15 protein-coding genes and 3 tRNA genes are annotated in these 19974 nt (G+C 44.2%); 4 read left to right on the top strand and 14 right to left on the bottom strand.

From position 1 onward, the window contains the following. Positions 1-325 precede the first annotated feature (325 nt). From ACZLMD_RS11255 to ACZLMD_RS11230, 6 genes are all read right to left on the bottom strand, one after another. Positions 326-694, bottom strand: coding sequence for a hypothetical protein (locus tag ACZLMD_RS11255; protein WP_489495709.1), 369 nt, complete (start codon positions 692-694; stop codon positions 326-328). Between the two features lie 799 nt (positions 695-1493). Next, positions 1494-3155, bottom strand: a complete 1662-nt coding sequence (locus ACZLMD_RS11250) for a hypothetical protein (RefSeq protein WP_484107698.1) — start codon at positions 3153-3155, stop codon at positions 1494-1496. A 12-nt stretch (positions 3156-3167) separates the two neighbouring features. After that, the gene (locus ACZLMD_RS11245) at positions 3168-4643 is read right to left on the bottom strand and encodes a hypothetical protein (RefSeq protein ID WP_484107699.1); all 1476 of its coding nucleotides are present in this window, start codon (positions 4641-4643) and stop codon (positions 3168-3170) included. A 13-nt stretch (positions 4644-4656) separates the two neighbouring features. Then, positions 4657-5061 carry a hypothetical protein gene (locus ACZLMD_RS11240; protein ID WP_484107700.1) on the bottom strand — a complete coding sequence of 135 codons (405 nt, stop codon included), beginning with the start codon at positions 5059-5061 and terminating at the stop codon, positions 4657-4659. A gap of 303 nt (positions 5062-5364) precedes the next feature. After that, on the bottom strand, positions 5365-5538 hold the full coding sequence (locus tag ACZLMD_RS11235) for a hypothetical protein (RefSeq protein WP_455057331.1): 174 nt from the start codon (positions 5536-5538) through the stop codon (positions 5365-5367). A gap of 40 nt (positions 5539-5578) precedes the next feature. Then, positions 5579-5875 (bottom strand): hypothetical protein, encoded by a 297-nt coding sequence (locus ACZLMD_RS11230; RefSeq protein WP_022305055.1) that lies wholly within the window; start codon positions 5873-5875, stop codon positions 5579-5581. Positions 5876-6223: 348 nt separating this feature from the next. Here ACZLMD_RS11230 and ACZLMD_RS11225 point away from each other — a divergent pair, with 348 nt between their 5' ends. Continuing rightward, entirely contained in the window at positions 6224-9250 is a 3027-nt protein-coding gene (locus ACZLMD_RS11225; RefSeq protein WP_489495708.1) for a hypothetical protein, read from the top strand. A 57-nt stretch (positions 9251-9307) separates the two neighbouring features. Here ACZLMD_RS11225 and ACZLMD_RS11220 read toward each other — a convergent pair whose 3' ends face one another. Next, positions 9308-9478, bottom strand: a complete 171-nt coding sequence (locus tag ACZLMD_RS11220; protein ID WP_489495707.1) for a hypothetical protein — start codon at positions 9476-9478, stop codon at positions 9308-9310. Position 9479: 1 nt separating this feature from the next. After that, positions 9480-10877 carry an AAA family ATPase gene (locus tag ACZLMD_RS11215; RefSeq protein ID WP_489495706.1) on the bottom strand — a complete coding sequence of 466 codons (1398 nt, stop codon included), beginning with the start codon at positions 10875-10877 and terminating at the stop codon, positions 9480-9482. A gap of 396 nt (positions 10878-11273) precedes the next feature. Between ACZLMD_RS11215 and ACZLMD_RS11210 the strand changes: the two genes are divergently transcribed. Genes ACZLMD_RS11210 through ACZLMD_RS11200 form a run of 3 tightly spaced genes read left to right on the top strand, consistent with a single transcriptional unit; the run spans position 11274 to position 17487 of the window. Continuing rightward, positions 11274-14348, top strand: a complete 3075-nt coding sequence (locus ACZLMD_RS11210; protein WP_489495705.1) for a hypothetical protein — start codon at positions 11274-11276, stop codon at positions 14346-14348. Positions 14349-14375: 27 nt separating this feature from the next. Then, entirely contained in the window at positions 14376-15926 is a 1551-nt protein-coding gene (locus tag ACZLMD_RS11205) for a serine/threonine protein kinase (protein WP_489495704.1), read from the top strand. A gap of 13 nt (positions 15927-15939) precedes the next feature. After that, complete coding sequence (locus ACZLMD_RS11200; RefSeq protein ID WP_489495703.1) at positions 15940-17487, top strand: hypothetical protein; 1548 nt, start codon at positions 15940-15942, stop codon at positions 17485-17487. A gap of 5 nt (positions 17488-17492) precedes the next feature. Here the strand turns inward: ACZLMD_RS11200 and ACZLMD_RS11195 are convergent, their stop codons facing one another. From ACZLMD_RS11195 to ACZLMD_RS11170, 6 genes are all read right to left on the bottom strand, one after another. Further along, on the bottom strand, positions 17493-18116 hold the full coding sequence (locus tag ACZLMD_RS11195; RefSeq protein ID WP_489495702.1) for an RNA polymerase factor sigma-70: 624 nt from the start codon (positions 18114-18116) through the stop codon (positions 17493-17495). Between the two features lie 30 nt (positions 18117-18146). Beyond that, positions 18147-18896 (bottom strand): 23S rRNA (guanosine(2251)-2'-O)-methyltransferase RlmB, encoded by a 750-nt coding sequence (gene rlmB, locus ACZLMD_RS11190; RefSeq protein ID WP_022306496.1) that lies wholly within the window; start codon positions 18894-18896, stop codon positions 18147-18149. Between the two features lie 90 nt (positions 18897-18986). Then, on the bottom strand, positions 18987-19451 hold the full coding sequence (locus tag ACZLMD_RS11185) for a Mini-ribonuclease 3 (RefSeq protein ID WP_482522075.1): 465 nt from the start codon (positions 19449-19451) through the stop codon (positions 18987-18989). A 132-nt stretch (positions 19452-19583) separates the two neighbouring features. Then, positions 19584-19655 (bottom strand) — tRNA-Cys (locus tag ACZLMD_RS11180). A gap of 6 nt (positions 19656-19661) precedes the next feature. Further along, positions 19662-19733 (bottom strand) — tRNA-Glu (locus ACZLMD_RS11175). A gap of 51 nt (positions 19734-19784) precedes the next feature. Next, a tRNA-Asn gene (locus ACZLMD_RS11170) sits at positions 19785-19856 on the bottom strand. Between the last annotated feature and the right edge of the window lie 118 nt (positions 19857-19974).

Here is a 19974-nt window from a genome sequence, read left to right as displayed (position 1 = left end):
GCTATTTCTGGCACTTCTGTCATGAAATTAAAATTACTCTGTGAACCTGCAACGAATGTGATTTTATCTCAAAATTCTTAAAAATATAATCTCTGCTATGAATTATTTTAACATGATAATCTTGAATTTTTTACTATTATATGATTATCTACAAAAATATTCAAGGTTATCCATATTGGTCTACAGAGGATGTTCAAAATCGTTAAAATACTTAGCAGCTTCATGTGAATATAATCATAAAGTACCAACATAAAAGACTGTCAACACACTATTCTTAGTACATCAACAGTCTGCATTATCCCTCTTTTACGATATCTTACGTCCATTATGACAGTTCCTTCTCAACCGCTTTCAATTCTTTCTCGGAATAATTCATAGAAAGAATCATTTCTCTGGATAATCCACTTCCCAGCATTTTGCGAATTGCATTCTTCCTTTCCTCTTCACGTGCTGTTTTTTCACGTTCCTCAGCATAATCCTCTACCGTTTTGCACATTTCTCCAAAACCTCCTTCTGTCTCTTTGAAATATTTTACTGCTTTGCTTAATTCCGGGAATTTTGTCTCTTCAAACACATCTTTTCGCAAAAACAGTTGAAGCAGTTCGGATTTATCCGAGTCATCCCTGACCACTGTATTGACAAAATAGATATCCTCCCCGTCATCTAGAGGAACAAATCCTTCTCTTGTTTTCATGCAACGCTTCACATGCGTGATCATCTGTCCTCTGTCCGAAAGACCACTTAAAATCCAGTATTGATATCTTATATCATACCATCATCCGTCCTGCAAATCAACGCCGGCTCTTTCTTGTTTTATTTTAAGCAAAGATTATCATGCTTCCATGGGAACTTCAACACGATCCAGACAATTGCCGTGTCACAGCATGCATTATCGCGAAATTGCCATGTATATAACGACAGATTCCAAAGTGAAAACGGCAGTGTGACTTGTCTACAGGAGGTATTTGAGTATTCTTTTTCAGCGTATTCCGACATTAAATGCTTAATTTTTCCCGAAATATCCGTGACATTTTCTACGACATAATAAGATCCATATTGGTTACGACTAATAAAGCAAACGAGGACAACTCTTTAAGCCGCCCTCATTCGACAAAACAAATTATAAACTATTTTCTACAAGCTCTGCACTTAAAGTGTTGGTTTCATACACTCAAGAACCTCCTTGAGAAACATCAAATAACGTCTTCTCTCCTGCGATAATTTCGGTGCCTGCGCATCTGCCTTTAACAATTGATCAATTTCATCACAGCATACCACTATTTTATCTCAGCTAATGTTTTATTCTGTACAGAAGCAATGTCTAAATCTCCCACATTGACGCCCCGAACCTGTGTAAGCTGATTTTCATTAGCAAAAACTTTTATCCGAACATTCATTGTCGTAACCTCCTGTTGTATTCTCTAAAAATATCTTTTGTTATTATTCATAAATCTATAAAATCTTTACATCGCATGTCTTGCATTTTCTATGCTTTATTCATCATCCAACAAATCACCTATTCCCAAAACTGAAATAATAAAGAAAATTACCGAAGTTACTATCAGGCATGAACTTTCTGAAAAGCCAATAAATTTGCTAAAAAACGCATATATTAGGAATCCTATCGGCCACAGCATCATCACCATAAATATACAAGAAAAGTAATGTCCGCAATTCCATTTTTGTTTTTTATCATCAAAAAATTCAGTTAACATTGCGCATACTATGCAAACAATAACAGAGAAAATTATATAATGATTCACCTGTTCCACACTTCTACAATATTGTGCATACAGAATAAATACAGATAATCCTGAACCCCAACCACACATTTTTTCTACTATTGTACTTTTAAACTTTCCTATCAACATAATTGCAGAAGTACAAAGCAACAACCATATTGCGATTTTATTGGCGGTAAATGAATCCAGGAATAGAAACTTATTTACATCACCGGTTACGATTGATGCGATTCCTTCTGCAAAAGCCGAGGCAAAAAAAATCCCTATAATAAATGCAAATACTTTGCGCGCACCACTCATCACACTTATTCCACCAGTAGTATTTCCTGTATGTTTCGAGGTATATGATATATTTTTTTCTTTAACCACTATTGGTTTTACGTTATAATTGATAGCCTTAACTTTTTGAGTATCCTTACTCCAATCGTCTAATCCTTCAACCATTTGATCATAGACATTCTCAGCATCATATGAGATATTACCATCTTTTGAAAGAATTGGTGTATCAATAACTGATTTAACTGCCTTGGCTAATGCACTCGTTACCGTTATTAATTCCAATTCATCTTCAGAAAAATTCTCTTTAGTGAGTTTTTTCTTAAAGATTCTTCCTTCCCTCTTCCTTACCACAGCTGTTAATAAACCTGTACACTCTGCAAACATTGTGTTTAAGTTTTCTAAGAGATCATCAAACATTTCTGACTTTTCAGTTATAGCCTCACAGAGTGTTTCAGAAATTTTCATTTTTTCTACAGCAACCTCTGCTTCTGCATACATAGTATTGGCTTTTTCAAGATTTTCATCGGCTTTCATACTCGCTGATATACCTGTAAACAACATAACTGGTGCAGCAACTGCAGCTAATGGAGTCATTGCCGCTCCAAATGATAGGGCCGATCCTGCAAATCCTACTGCAGCACTAATTTCACCTGCCGCTAATGCAGATCCCGCCAGAGACAATTCCCCTGTTATAATTGGTAAAGCACCACTGGCAGCTAAAGCAACTGCAGCTCCTGCTGCAACACCCGTAGCACTACTGGCAAAACATGACGAATAAACATCTGTCATCTCTCTAACTTCAATAACATCCTGCTGATCAATTGTAAATTTAGCTATTTCGTGTATCCCAACAGACTCACTCAGTTGAATATGTTTTACTTTTTCGAATGTTGGGAGAAACTGCTTCATTGAAGTATCAAGAACTCTCTTTTTATCATATCCCAGCTTTACAAGAGCTTTCTCTGTTTTATTTTGCGCTGCCTCTAATGTCTGTTTTGCATTATTATATAACTCTTGAGCGTCCTGCGACACCCTCTCGGCACGCTCATTCGTTTCTTTTGCACTTAAATGTCCTCCGGCACCAATTACTCCTGCGGCAACTCCTAATCCCGCTAATAAAAATGGAATAGGCATACATCCACCTCCCTACAAAATAAAATCTTCGTCACTATCCAAAAAATCCTTAAATTCACTAACTGTTTCAAACTGAACCTCACCACCAAGTTTTCGAGTAATATCATTTGCTCCAGCAACAACACCATCTGCATCGCCCGTTTCATATGCCAATCTCATAGAAGACAACACCGAATCAAAGCAAGTTCTATATTCTTGGAAATATGAATCCAAATAGGATTCTAACTCAGCCCGAAAAGCCCTTGCCTGTTCTGCTGCTGCATTGCATTCTTCAATAATACGCATTCTTTCCTCATGCTCAAATTGCTTGGTTTGTAAATCATTAATCAAGTTATTATATAGATTGCTTGTAAGCATAGATCCTACCAAAGCACCTACCGCACCTCCTACTATAGGAATTGGAATCAGTGTCTGTCCAACAGCCATAGAATACCCCATCGTCGCCATGTTCAGACCTTTATCCCCTAACTGGATAAGACACTCCTGTGTAGTAATCTCTCCTTCTCCCCATTTTTTTAACGTATCGCCTGTAACCATAGCCGCTGTTATTATCTTTCCCGGCACATTATTTTTTGCTAATGCTTGAACAAATTCTGAAGACGAATATGATAATGTTTGAGAAACAACCGTCATACCTCCCCCTATTGCATAACCCGTTACTGCAGCTTGTCCCCCATCTTTAACTGTGTCTACAATAGCATCTTCACCACTTTTCTCACCTTTAATAACTGAAACCACATTCATAATTCCAGACATTGTTAAAGCTGTAGTTCCTGCATTCTTCGCCCCAGCTTTTCCTGCTTCATTTGCAGTTTCTACTGCATTCTTAACACTTTTTTTAAAGGCTCTACGATTATTTCTTTTTTCAGCAATTCTTCCAGTATCTTTAATTCGTTTGCTAACGCCATCAATAGACTCGCCAGTTTCAATATTATCTGCCAAGCCCTCCATTCTTGCAGCATCGTCAGCCCACTCCTGCTGTGTGCTACCACCTTTTCCAACGCCTTTACTTCCTTGATTTAGCTTTCTGGACAGCACTTGAAAATTGTCATCACTATTACCAATTTCACGTACATCATCAGTCGTTAAAAACGGATTTTTTTTCGTCCTTTTTGCTATTTGACTAAGCGGATCTATATGATCGGCTTCAGCCGCATGGCTTTGCCAATCTTCACCATACTGCATTTTTGCATCCCTTTGTTTCTTTAATAACTCCGTTCCCGAATATGGATCTCTAACCGTATTTCCGCTTGCAAAAGCATCATCAATGGCTTTCTTATGAGCACTGCCATTATCATAAAACTGTTTTCTGGTTTGTGGATTATAGTCAGGTCTGCTATACTTTACATTTGCTTGAGCAGCTGAACTTCTTATTGAGGAACCCAGAGCTATTCCAACACCAATCTTGCTTTTTGAATCATCCTCTTCATCATGTTTAAGAGCCACTTCCGTTGATTTTGTTTTATGTTTTTTGAAGAAATCAAACACTTCCGTACCTCCTTTACTCAAGAACTAAGTCATTAATTCTTTTCTGAAATCCGATGTACTCATTCAATATATTTTCACACTTATCCGCAAAACTTGGATTCAGATTATATTCTTTGAGCATTTGATTTATAAGCATTCTTTCATCACTATCGTAATTTCCGTCTGTCATGGCTAAACCGACAAGTTCAAAAATAAAAATCTTTTTTACCTTTTCGCTGCTATTCACTTTGATATACTGAGTCAATGATTCCATAGGCTTTATCATATTATTTTCATCAAATTGGCATTGCAATTCTTGACAATACCCATTAATCATAATTTTTTCAGCGTCACTGTAATCTCCATCAATAGATGCCAAATTGTATGCCATCCCCAAAAATACAGATTTTTCACGTTCATTTAATAATGCTAAGTACATTTCTATGCCTCCTTGTTTTTCAGCTCATTACAAGCTTTATAATTAAGTCGATAGTATTCTTCAATTGTCATTTTATATCTAAAAAAATTATTATACATTTTATCTACATTACATTTTTCTGGACGTTCTTCATAAATAGTACATAACTTTGAATCCATATCAAAATATTTACAAATGCCATCTCCTCTATCTAAATCTGAATAAATTTCAGATTTAGATAGATTCATGCAACATAGACCACAACAATCACAATAAAACATTATTGGCGCACCTATTTGGAACAACATAATATGTCATTCATTCTTACTCCTTCGTCACTCTCTCCGCATACTCCATCAGCACCTCCGGCGACACCTCGCCGTGTCCGTTCCTGATCTTACGTTCCAGCCGTTTCAGCGCCGCCTTCTCCTTCCATGTCATTGTGCTCTCCGTTTCTTTCGATCCCTTTCGGCTCCCACCCCGATCGGTACTTTTCATTTCACACCTCGCCTCCCTGTGTGCTGACCGTTCATTTATTTCATGAACTTTCTTCTCCCATGCATATTTCCTCACAACGGTTTGACTCGGCGAGCATCTTTCGCACGTATCGCTCGCTATAACCAAACTTTTTCGCAATGTCGGAGATCTTTTGCTTGCCCTGAAGGCGTTTAATCTCCTGAACGACATATTCCTTGGAGTAAAGCTTCATCGGAAATACAAACTGCTGCCCTTTGAAGCGTTCGTAGAATTCCCCGATTCGCTCTTCGCCGATGATCTCTGCAATCTCCTCATATACACCGGCATACACAGGTGTTCTCTCCTGTTTTCTTTCCATTATTTTCCACCGCCTTTAACTAATATTTTAGCAAATCGCCATGTCGTTGTAAGGTGTCATTCTCCGCTGTCTTTTCCCTTGCATTTTTCCTATCCCTATCTACATGATCATTCTACCACCCATCTGTCCGATATTTTTTTATTTTTTGTCGCGATGTCATAATCTGTCATCGTATTGCAAAACTCCGAAAGGTAATGCATAATGATGCAAGGGGCAAAAGTAGACAGCAATGGAGCAATCCGTGGCATCATTAAAATACAAAGTAGACAGCAATGTATGTTTACATACAATTTGCCGGCTACCGGCTTTCCCTGCCAAACACTGACACGAACCAAGGAGAACATGATAATGAAAAAGATTTCTTTAAAATACATATCTATCTGTTTGAGCATCTGCCTGCTGACCACGGCTCTGCTCCCATGGCTGCCTTCGGCAGCGCACGCGAACGGTCCGTCCTATTCGATGCGGCAGTTTTATAAGCTGCCGGAGGCGGAGAAGTCAGGCTCTGACCGGATCCTTCTGTACAATCGTGAGGATCTGGTCTGCCTGGATCGCTATCTGGAGGAGGGACGCAATTTTACCAACGAGACCTTTGATCTTGCCAATAATATTTACCTGTCTGATTATCGCTTTGAATATAAGAAGAATTCCAATACGACCTGGATCTATGATCAAAATACCCGCAAATGTCTTGCGCATTATGATGAAACGACGCAGCAGTTTTACGAGGGAACCGGTGACACCGTCTGTGAGGCTCCGATGAAGGGGGACGGCTGGAATCCGATTGGCTCCGTCAGGCATCCTTTTACACAGACTTTGAATGGCAATGGACATATTATTTACGGACTCTGGAATATCTGCGATGCAGCGCAGGGCATTTCTACCACCGGATCGCCTGCAGCGGATGGCGCCGGTCTTTTTGCGGCAGTGACGGGCACGATTTCTAATCTTCGCATGGAGGGTACATTTCTCTCCGTCAGCAATTCCCGGCTGGAGGATGGTGTTGAGGGAGACGGTTATGATTCGATCGGTGCCCTTGCTGCCCGCATTCCCAAAATCTCTTCCGATTCATCCGGAAATATTACGACTACCATCCGTTCCTGTTATGTCCAAAGCACTCACTTTTCCTGCAGTAACGTGCCTAATTCCGGCGTTCTGATCGGGCAGAGTCTTTCTCCGACAGCATTTGATTCGATTGCTGTCGCCGATACCGGAGCATATATCGACTGCTCATCCTCTTCGGCAGATTCGTTTACCGCCGGGCTTCGTTTCGGTATGGTGCTTGGTTATTCCAATACCCTCTATAAATCGACGTTTACGAACTGCGCTTCTTCCGGGTTGGCAACGGATGCGAGTGGGATGGCGGTGATCGGCGGCATTTGCGGAACGTGCCAGCAGGACCGTTTTGAGCATTGCGTCAATCAGACAACGGTTCGCACCGCAGGAGTCGCCGGCGGTATTGCCGGGTATATTGAGCATGTTGTAGGAGCGCATGAATGTTATTTTCGTTACTGTGATAATCTCGGCGACATTTCCGGCGTGTGTGCCGGCGGAATCAGCGGTTTTGGGGGCAGCTATCTTCCGGCACGTTATGAGTGCGGCGGTCGCACCGGCACAAATATCAGCTACTGCCGCAACCGTGGTGCCATTACTTCCGCATATATTGGCGGCGGTCTTACCGGGGTATGCGATGCATTTGTGATCACGAACAGTGAGAATTACGGAACGGTGTCCTCGACCACTCTGGCAAAGATCAGTTCCTATCCGGCTTCCCATTATGAAACGCTGATGCTCGCAGCAGAAAGAAGCGTCGGCGGACTTATCGGTGCCTGCATTCCGATCGGTCGCAAAGCAGCTTCCTATTATGACCCGATCTGTACGATATTTAACTGCGCCAACCATACCTCTGCCACACTAACGCCGGATAATGCCGATGCCGGTGGGCTGATCGGTCTTATCACAACAAAATACAGTGCTGTTCAGGATCTTTGGCTGACCCTGAATGTGCAGAATTGCTATCAGGCATCCTCCATCAACGCACTCTCATCGACAAGCAGCTCCGGCTTTACTCCGGTCTCCGGAAGTCTGATCGGCGATTGCACCGTGACAACTGCCACGCTGGAATACTGTTATGCCGTGCAGTCTGACCCGGAAAGTGCCGATATAAATAGTACCTGTTTCGGAACGCAGAGCGGCAAGCTGACCCTTAATGCCGTAGAAAATATTTCCGGAAAACAGTTGCTTGGCACAGAAACAGAGAAGAATATCGGCTCTGATCTGCTCACGCAAACAACAGCATTGCTTTACTGTCTGAACGGCTATATCAATTCCGGCTTTCGTTATGATCAGACGCAATGGATCAGTAAGCAGTCTGAGTCAGAGGAACCGATGTTAGTCATTGACGATTATACGCTGCCGACCGAGCCGCCAATAGTTTCCTTCGCCCCGGAAAAGACGACCTCACCAGTGCCTTCCGCTACCGGCACGCCGGCCGGCTCTGTTGCTCCATCGCCATCCGGCGCTCCAATCGTCTCCTCCTCTCCATCGGCAACCGACACTCCAACCACCTCTTCCTCTCCGGCAACAACCGGGACACCGGCAGTTGCTTTCTCACCGGCTCCTTCAACAACTGGATTGCCAACCGATTCTTCCTCTCCGGTTCCTGATCCCTCTCCGACGGGCAACAGTCCCTCTGCCTCCCCAGCTTCTCCGGTTCCATCCTCTGGGAAGCAAACAAATACTCCGGCCTCCCCTTCCGTCTCCTCTGTCCCAGATTCCATACAGACCGGCACACCTTCGGATCAGATGAGCCTAAGCGCAGCACCACACCGTTCCGGCGGCATCCGGATCACCTGGAAGCTTTCCTCTGTCTGGATTGGATTCGTTCTTTACCGCAGTCCGAAAGCCTCCGGTATCTATCAGCCGGTTGCAACCATCTCCTCTTCCCGGAAATCATTTACCGATAAGAAGGTGACCGCCGGCAAGACCTACCACTATAAGGCAATTCCATATATCCTGAAAAACGGACAGACCATCTACGGCAATACCACCGTCATCCGTAAGGCAACTGCCCGCCTGATGGCACCGACCTTTCGCGTGAGCCGCCACCGGACAGCATCCGGCAGACGATTTCTCCAGATCCGGCTCCGCAAATATCAGGGGAAATATGCGGACATTTACATCCGCAACAACCGCGGCAAATATCTGCGTCTGCGCCTGAAAAACAATAATATCCGCCAGCAGAAACAAACTTTCCGGCTGCAGTACAGCTTCCGGAAAGCGACCCTGTCCATCCGCATCCGCACTTATAAGCAAAAGAAACGGACGAAGGGAAGCTTCTATTCACGGGCCAAGGTGGTACGAATCCGGGAGTAAGCAGGACAAAAGCCCAGCTGATCAGTTCATATATTGACTAATTAGCTGGGCTTTCCTTTATTTTTTCAATTCTTCAATTAATGTACCAATATTAGAACCAAGTTCATTATCCAGACATTCTATATTCTCACAGAATTTCTTCTCATTAATAATGGCTCTGTCAATGTGCTCCATCAACACCTCTGTATTGTATTTGCTTTTCCGATAACCCGGCAATAACTTGCGCAATTCATGTTCTGTATATCGTGTTAAATACCGGTACTCCTCCATAACGTCCTTCCAGATAAGCTTTATCAATTTTCTGGTCGAATCTTGTATTATATTCCTCCAAAGAATATATATCACTCTCACCTGTGTTCTGCTTATCAATAAACCATATCTCATCCCGTCGAAGCAGATCAAAGTCCAACAATCTGGACTCATGTGTGGTCACGATCAATTGCAGATTCTTTTTCGCTGCCAATTTCAAATATGTCTCAATAAATTTGTAAGTCAAACTCGGATGCAGACAACGATCCAGTTCATCAACAACATACGTCTTTCCTTCATCGGATAATAATATTTCCAGCAGATCCAAAATTCTTACTGTTCCGTCAGATTCTTCGGATAATTCGAAAAGTATATTATTTTTATTGTGTTCAAACTGTATCGTTTGGCACACAAGTTTCTGACCTTTTATTTGCAAAATAAAGAAGTCCCGGTTGCTTCGCATGATAATTCCGGTATTTTCCGGGATATTATTATCTTCTGATATTTTATGATCTATCATATTTTGAACTGCTGAATAATACCGTTCCATTCTCTTCAGCATCTGCGTTTGAGCTTCATTAGGTATATGTGCCAACACATTTTCCACCGGTATTTCCACCAATTTGTAATCCGTGATTCCCGTGCCAAAGGCAGCGATCATATCGCAGATCTCATCGACGTTTTCCATGCTTGCCATGTATGAATAATTTGAAATTGGTCTGTCCGGATAATTAATATCAAGTCCTTTTTTCAGCCACAAATATACATCCTGCAATATGGATGCACCTTTATAATTCAGATACAGATTTTTCTTATTATGATTCATAACCGTCAGAAATAAAGTAGAACCATCATCCTGAATATCCTCCGCATAGTTGTTCATCTTCTGTCCGAGTTCTTTCGTACTAAGATCATTTCCTAATTCATATACGCCCTGTTTAATATCTCTGGTAAAAATCGTTTTTTCCTTGTTGTCCGAGGTTAATTCAACCAGCCATTCTGATTGAAACTCTCCCTGATTTAAAAGCACTTCAAAGCCGTACGCATAATACTTCTCGCCTAACTTCAATTCAATTTCAAAATAGCTTGGAATATCTCTGTTGGACTCATTGGATTTGCAGTATTTATTGCTATATCCATCCGGAAGCCCCTTGATAACAGTTTGCTTCATAAAGTCTAATGCCTTTACCAAATTAGATTTTCCGGAAGCATTCGCACCATATACTGCTGCCAGCTTCAACAGTTTAATCTTTCCATTATCATAAACATGTTCTTTCTTACTGCGTACTTTCCCCGCAATCATGGAAAATTCCTCGGATCTTCCCTCTGCATTTGCAGAAAAAGACAAAAAGTTTTTTACATTGAATCGAATCAGCATAAACACGCTCTCCTTCCTGTAATATAATTATATTATGTGCATTTTTTCACTTTTGCCAACATATTTATGCATCTTTTAGCACTTTTTTAGCATTTGAATGTGATTTTTTCACTCTATTCAACCTTTTTTCACATAAACACCATCTTCGCACCCCCCTTCCTTTTTTCCACGGATATATTCCGCCCATTTTTTCCTGTTTACATATTAATCTTATTTTTCCACGCCTCCATCGCCCCTATTTTGTTGCAAATCCGACATAAATCATGCATAATATACATGATATTGGGGCAATTATATTTTGCCTCCGACTGATGCCGCGGACGACTTCTTGCATCATATACACGAATTTATATTGAAAATATATGCGTATCTGCACCAACGGGGGGGACTTGTTTCATGAAGAAATCCTATTATAAATACATATCTGTGATCTTGAGTATCTGCCTGATGCTTGGCAGTTTTCTTATCTATCTGCCTGCGCCATCTGCACTGGCAGCAACTTCTTGCTCGATGACCGAGTATTACAACATGACAGACGCCCAAAAGAAAGGCTTTTCGTTTATTTTCTTATATACCCGCGACGATCTGGTGTATCTGGACAAGTATCTGGAGGAGGGACGAAGCTTCAACAAGGAAACCATTGAGCTTGCCAATGATATTGCGCTGTCTGACTATGATTTCAAATATGATTCCTATACAGAAACTACTTTTATTTACAGACATTCCTCCGGAGAATGTCTTGCCCGCTACGATGAAACGAATCGCTGCTTCTACAAGGGCGCAACAGGCGATCAGAAAACAGATTTTACCTTTGAGGGAGAGGGCTGGAATCCGATTGGTTCTGCCGAGCATCCGTTTCTGCAGCCCTTTGACGGACAGGGGCATCGCATCACCGGACTCTGGAATATCTGTGATGCAGCCGCCGGAACGTCGAGCACAAACTCCCCTGCTGCCGACGGTGCCGGTCTTTTCGCCGCTGTCGGTGATTCCATCTCAAATCTTGTGATCGATGGGGCATTTCTGTCAGTCTCTGATACCGGTCTTTCTGCCGGAAACTATGATTCCATCGGTGTGCTTGCTGCACGATCCCCGAAGAATGATAACGAGTCATTGCTCTACTCCCCCTTACATAAAATTACATCCTGCTCCGTGGTCAATGCACATTTTACCTGCAAAAATGTTCCAAACTCCGGTATCATAACCGGAAGCTGTTATCGGAGAATCCAGTTTATTTCCATTTATGTTTCAGCAAGCGTCTACATTGATAGTGCAGTTAAAACTGAATTATCTTTTCTTCCGAGAGTTTCTTTCGGAATGATCACCGGATATCTTTCGAAGGGTGACTCCTATTTTTATAACTGTACATCGCAAGGTACCGTCACAGACGCACAGAATATTGCACAAATTGGCGGTATTTGCGGTACCGCGCGCTATGTATTTTTCGATTCCTGTATCAATAAAACAACAATTCACTCAGCCTGCATCGCCGGCGGATTTGTCGGACAGGCGGAATATCCAACCATAGGTGATTCATATGTACTCATCCAACTCAAAAACAGTGTTAATATCGGAAATATATCTGGCTTATGCGTCGGTGGTATGATTGGCTTGTGTAATGTCTTTACCACCCCTGATTACACAAGTCGCAATGTCTCACTCATCATCTGGAACTGCCAAAATAACGGCAGTATATCCGGAACCTTATACGCCGGAGGCTTCATCGGAAATACAGATACATTTAATATCCGAAATAGCATTAATACAGGCACTGTATCAATTATTTCCACATCAGAAACACAAAAAATTCCAGCCTTTCAATATTTTACAAAAAGTTTTTCCTCTGACAAAGCAGCCGGAGGTTTAGTCGGTGCTGTCATTCCTATCATCAGTAGTGTTTTTTCTCCTGCTACCAGTGGTTTTTACAACCATATCACAAACAACGCAATTACGTCCTCATCTGCACTCAAAGCGGATAATGCATATGTCGGTGGATCAGTTGGACTTCTGTCGTGCGCGAATATGTCAAAAAATACAGTCCTGTCCCTGACCATAAATAATTGTTATTCTGCATCGAAAATCGTAACCTCTGCATCTGTTTCAACTTCAGATTCCGGTGCATATGGTTCTCTTGTTGGCAGATATGATTTATATACAACAATAAACATACAGTATACCTATTGGACGCAGGACAATTTGGATCTCGATGGAGAGACTTTTGGTCAACTTAATAAGACAAACTGTTATAAAATCACCCAAAGCCAGTTGCTCGGTCAGGAAACCACCACAAATATTGGCTCCTCCGCAGTCAATTCTTATCCGGATCTTCTGCGCTGTTTAAATAGCTACGTCGGTCAGACAGAAGACTATGATCCGTTGCTTAACTGGAAAATGCTGGATCAGGTCGGACCTGTTATTGATTACTCAAAGAACCCGGCTGCCTCTTATCCTCCGGTAATTACCTCCGTTCCGTCCCTGACTCCCGCTCCGACCACAACGGCTCCTACTGTCACCCCGACGGCTGTTCCGTCTCTGACTCCTGCTCCGACCACGGCGGTTCCATCCGTGACCCCGACTGCTGTTCCGTCTCTGACTCCATCTGTGAGCCCTACCGGACAGCCTACGACGGGACCACGGTTCACACCATCACCGACACTGCCGATCAAAACAGCAAAGCCAACCAAAACACCGATTCCGATTCCGGATCCAATCCTGACACCGGCACCAACAGAAACTCCGACGGCTGCGCCGAACATAACAAAGTCTCCGGCAGAACCAACAACCACTCCGACGTGGCTGCCGATACTGACAACGACACCGACCGAAACACCGGTTCATACATTATCTGCCACGCCACAAGCTCCATCTGCCACGGATGACGGTAATACACTTAATGCCCCAAAACAGATGACGATCAAAGCGTCCGCAGATCGTTCCGGAAGTGTCCGGATCACCTGGAAGAATTCTGCTGACCGCGATGGATTCCTGTTATACCGCAGCACCAATAAAACCGGCTACAAACGGATTGCAATGATCACAGCCCGCACAACCACTTACCTTGACAGAAAAGTGTCAGTGGGCACAAAATACCGCTATAAGGCAGTACCATATGTCCTGAAAAACGGACAGACCGTACGTGGCTCCGCCTCAAAGGTCCAGACGGTTTCCCCACGTCTTATGGCGCCGAAATATTCGCTCACAAAGCATAAAACCGTGGACGGGCAACGTTTCCTGCAGATTCGTTTGAATAAATATCAGGGAAAATATGTTGACGTTTACATCCGCAAAAATGTGGGCAGATATGTATTATTGCGTCTGAAAAACAATAATATCAAGCAGCAAAAAGGTATTTTCAAACTGCATTACAGCTTCCGGAACGCAACGATTTCCGTAAAGCTGAGAACTTACGACAAGAAACCTGTTTCTCAGAGAAGCTTTTATTCGAATGAGAAAACAATACTGATCGATGAATAACCAGCAAAAACAAACGGAGCATAAATAATGAGCAGCACGATAAACAGCTTTGACAAAAACGAAATAATCATGGACCGCTACGAAATTCTGGCAGAAATCGGAAGTGGTGGCTTTGCCACGACCTATAAGGCAATGGATCATTCTCTGGATATTCCGGTGGCGATCAAGGCATTTCATAAGCACACCGGCGCCAGCATGGACGAGGCTGTGAAGGAAGCCAAAATTGCCGCCGGACTCTATGAGCTGGAGGGCATCGCCTCCGCCAGAGATTTCTTCTGGTATAAGGAAACTCCCTGCATCATCATGGATTACGTGGACGGCACAAGTATCAAGGATTATGTGCGCGAGCATGGTCGTATCCGTGGGGACAAAATGCTTATTCTGATCAAACCGCTTTTGCAGAGTCTGATCAAAATTCACGAAAAGGGCATTCTGCACCGCGATATCAGCGCTGACAATATTCTTCTGACTGAGGATGGCAGACTCAAGCTGATCGACTTTGGTGCCGCCCGTCTGTCGCAGAACGCGCAGGGTGACGAATATACGATTATTTTCAAACGTGGTTTTGCTCCGATCGAGCAATGCAGTGCAGGCGGCAAACAGGGACCCTGGACCGATGTGTACGGCATTTGTGCCACAATGTATTACATGATCACAGGAATCGTTCCGGACGATTCTGTATCGCGTCTGATCGAGGACAAGCAGCTTCCTCTGGAACGGATCGACGGCGTCCGTCTCACGCCTCAGGCAATGTCCTGCATCATGAAGGGTCTTGCCGTACGACCGGAGAAACGTTTTCAATCAATGTCAGAATTTTACACGGCACTCTATGCCGCCAAACCGTCCACCCTTGCCAATATACTAAATAATACAACCATCCAAGGCGGCAAGGTCGAAAACGGCGAAGCAAACTTCACGGAGAAGCTGCTTGAAGATATGGAACTTTCCATTTCTCATAAGAAATCAAGAAGGAAAAAGCAGATCATTATCGGCGCCGTTGTTGCGGTATTATTGATATTATCCGGAAGCATCTGGGGCATCCTGCAGCACAGATCTACAGTAAAGGATCAAATCCCACACGCACCGGCAAGCTCAATAACACCGGCTATAAACAGCACTTCCGCCGAACCGGACGCAGATCTGCATTCTTCGGACAATCCGGCTGACGCCGACGCCGACAGCACCGACACACCGGCAAATGCTCCGGATGATCCAGACAGTTCCAACACGCCGGCAAACCAACCGGGCAACTCCAGCTCCGGTAATAATTCCGGCAACTCCGGCAAAAAAACCGGCAATTCCGGCTCTGGCAAAAACTCCGGCGGCTCCTCTTCCAAGGCGACAACCTCGAAGAAGTCCGGCTCCGGCAACTCCGGCAAAAACTCCGGCGGCTCCTCTTCCAAAGCGACTACCTCGAAGAAGTCCGGCTCCGGCAACAGTTCCGGTTCCGCGAAAAACTCCGGCGGCTCCTCTTCCAAGGCGACTACCGCTCCGAAAAAGTCAAACACCGCCCCGAAGAAAACGGCAAAACCGGCTTCCCCGAAAAACGACTTTGACGGCGATCTGGATGGTATTTAGAAAGGATTTTCCCATGAAGCATTATGTGATCAACAGCAGCGAAGACATTTTGACACAATTGCATAACCAGCATTATCAAAGAACAGATCTCTTTCTGATCCGAAAGTGGCGCCCTGCACACGTCACGGGCTCTAAACAGCATACGATCACAGATCCGGATAATGTTTCTGAGCGATCCGGTCAAAACCCAGCCGATACGGCTACCACCGATATTTCCGACGAGCTGCGTCAGGAAGCCTATCTGAATTTCTACCGTCAGGTGAAACCATTTAAGCTCGCGTCCCGGCAGACCATTCAGCGCTGGTTTGGTATTGGCGGGTATGCCGTCCCGCACCGCCGCCAGATCCTTGAGCTCGCCCTGAATCTGCATTTCAGCCTTGATGAAACCGAGGATTACCTGCTGCACGGACTTTCCCAGTGGAACCTGCAGGTAAATGATTATGAGGAAATGCTCTGTATGTATTGCCTGGAAAACGGACAGGATCCGGAGACCTACCGCTTCATGGTTGATTTCTTTGAAACACATACCGATCAGGAGCTGCGTCCGCTTCAGACCGCGCGAACCGATCTGCTGCAGAAATCCTATGCCACCAAAAAGTCCCTTTCCGTGAGGGAATTTCTTGTATGGATGTGTCATAACGCCGAGCTGTTCAAGGGCTACAGCATGACCGTTTACAGTTACTACGTTTCCCTGCTCAACGAGGCATTTCAGTATTACCAGAAGCAGACTGAACAGGATCTTATGCTCCTTTTGGAACGCTCCTCCTACAGCCGCTGGAAACAGACCGAGCAGGAGACGAATCCGCTGTTTGCCAACGAAACGGAGAAGGATCACATCCGCCGTTATCTGAAAAATGTGCCGCGCCGCAAAAATAACGATATTGCTCCGGATGACTTAAGAACGGCACAGAATTACTATGCGATCGCCTATGCACCAAAAGCCCGGATCTCGAGCCTTCTGGCGCAGCTTTATCATAACGGCAAATCGCATGAGCCGACCCGCAATAACGAAATGTATGCCGAGCTTCAGGATTTTCTTGGCGAAGAAATTCAATGGGAAAATGAGAAATATATTTCCGAGCTGCTCTCTATGTCCATTCAGAAGGAGCAGCAAATGCTTTATCAGCGTGCCTTTGCAAGTCTTCAGCCACTTGACAGCACGGATCGCTGCCCGGATTGGATCACTCGTCACCTGCAAAGCAGATATCCACAGCTTTCCGCAGATCTTACCGTCAAACACGCTACAAAGATCATTTCCGCAGAATTAAAAAAACAGAAGACAAGAGTCCGGAATATTCAACGTTCCGATCTCCTTCTTCTGATTCAGTACACATTCTCTGTCAAATATGATCAAAAGCTGCAGGAAACGCTTGCCCCCTACAACCGCGAAGATGCCACAAAGGGCTTTCTCACCCTTGCCAATACAATCCTTACCTCCTGTAATATGCGCAAGGTCAATGCGCAGTACCGGCTTGACCAGCTGCTGTTAAGCTGTATCACCGATGAGGAAATTATTCTTTTAGGTGATCTTCTGGACAAAACTTTCTTCTGGACAGACTAATAGGGCTATTTGTTTAAAGCCTTATTCACCTTCGACTTAATGCGCTGCAGGGCATTATCGATCGATTTTGGCTCCTTATCCAAATGCCTTGCGATCTCCTGATACGTCATGCCTTCCATATACAGGTCAAATACCTGCTTCTCCATGGCACTTAAGCATTCCTCGATCTTGCATCTGAGACTGCAGACATTCTCCCGATCGATCAAAATCTCCTCAGGGCTAAGCTCCGCCGCTTCCAGCGAATGATCCACCATAAAACTGCCTTCTGTCTCCTCCCCCTGCTCCGAATACACCGGCGAGTAGATGGACACATAGGTGTTGAGCGGAATATTTTTCTTGCGGTTCGAGGACTTCACTGCGGAATAAAGCTGTCTGCTGATGCAAAGCTCCGCAAAGGTAGAAAATACGGCTTCCTTGCTCTTGTCATAATCCTGAATTGCTTTGAACAGACCGATCATGCCCTCCTGCATCAGATCGTCCTGATCACCGCCAATAATAAACAAGGATCGCGCTCGTTTTCGCACAATTCCCTTATATCTCTGCATCAACGCATCCATCGCATCGTAATCCTGCGCCTGTGCCCTCTGAATCAGGACTTCCTCCGGCAATGCTTCCATATTTTCTGCCATTTTCCTTCCTCCAGCGTAATCCCTGATAATTTATTTTTGCTTTGCCAGTCTCTGACGGACAATCTCATAAGACAGTACTCCCATCGCCACGGATGCGTTCAGCGAATCAATATCGCCAAACATCGGAACGCTGGCAACAAAATCGCAATTCTCCTTGACGAGACGGCTGACACCATCACCTTCATTTCCAATCACGACCCCCATCGGTCCGGTCAGATCGAGTGAATACATGGATTCTCCATCCATATCTCCACACACAAACCACATGCCCTTTTCCTTAAGTTCCTCCATGGTTCTCACCAGATTCGTAACCTTCGCTACCGGCGTGTAGTTGATCGCGCCTGCGGACGCCTTTGCCACGGTAGCCGTCAACCCAACAGCCCGACGCTTCGGTATGATTACACCATGTGCTCCCACCTGATTAGCAGTACGGATAATAGAACCCAGATTATGGGGATCCTCAATATTATCCAAAAGAATCAAAAAAGGTGCCTCGCCCTTTGCAGCTGCATTCTCAAGCATCTCATCAACAGTACCGTATTCGTACGCTGCTGCATATGCGATCACGCCCTGATGCTTCCCTGTCTCGGACATCTGATCCAGACGTTCCTTTTTCACGAAATTAACAATCGTGTCTGCCTTCTTTGCTTCGCGCAAAATCGTGCGGATCGGTCCATCCTGACATCCATCCAACAGGAATACCTTATCAATCGTCTTGCCGGCACGGAACGCCTCCAGCACTGCATTTCTTCCTTCTATTGTAAGCTCTTCGTATCTCATAACATTGTCCTTTCCGCATAATATGTTACGCTCTTAGTCTCTTTAATCTCTTAATTTTGAAATTAACTAATCGTTTACTGCCTGACCGGTCTATTTGTTATCGTACTGTCCGGTCCGCTCCAGTCCGAGTGCAATTAGTTCAATCGCCCTCCCAAGCTGCTCCTTCAGATAGAGATAACCTATCAGCGCCTCAAATCCTGTCGCAATCCGGTAATCAATGATCGACGCATTCTTGGCAGAGGTTCCTGATTTGGCATTGCGTCCGTGATGAAAGATCCGGTTCTCCTCCTCGGTCAGATCCGGCTCAATCGACTCTACAAGACGTGCCTGTGCCTCCGCTTTGACAATACTGCTGGTCATTTTGTGAAATGTCTTAACACTGTAATTGCCCCGACGAAGCACCAATGTACGAATGATTAGATCATAAACCGCATCTCCGATATACGCAAGTCCCAATGCAGAATATTGTTCCGGTTTTAATTTACTCTCTCCAAACCGACGGTATATCTCTTCCTGAAAGCCAATCTCTGCGCTTATATCCTGCCCGTTCTCCAAATTCTTCTCCTCCTCTATCTACTCCATCAAAGCCTGAATCCACACAATCTGTTACTGAATCGTGCCGGCTTATTGGTATATTTCTTTATATAGAAAAAAATCCTCGAAACATCAGCGTTTCAAGGATTTGAGAGGCGCAGGCCGGATTTGAACCGGCGCATACTGGTGTTGCAGACCATTGCCTTACCACTTGGCTACTGCGCCATATAATGACTCCAACGGGATTTGAACCCGTGTTACCGCCGTGAAAGGGCGATGTCTTAACCGCTTGACCATGGAGCCTTCTATTTATTATATGTCCCGAATCAGGAAAATATCCTAAAATAAGGAAAACTCCCCGAGTAGGGCTCGAACCTACAACAACTCGGTTAACAGCCGAGTACTCTACCATTGAGCTATCGAGGATCATCTTTTTGAAAGCAGATACCTTCAAAACTGTATACCGATTATAACATCTTCACGCCGCTTTTGCAACCAGCTCTCCGTTTCTTTTGGATAAGCCTTCGACCTATTAGTGACAGTC

Source organism: Jutongia sp. (assembly GCF_057878315.1).
The sequence above is the reverse complement of the archived record's forward strand: the minus strand, read 5'-3'. Positions and strand labels throughout refer to the sequence as shown.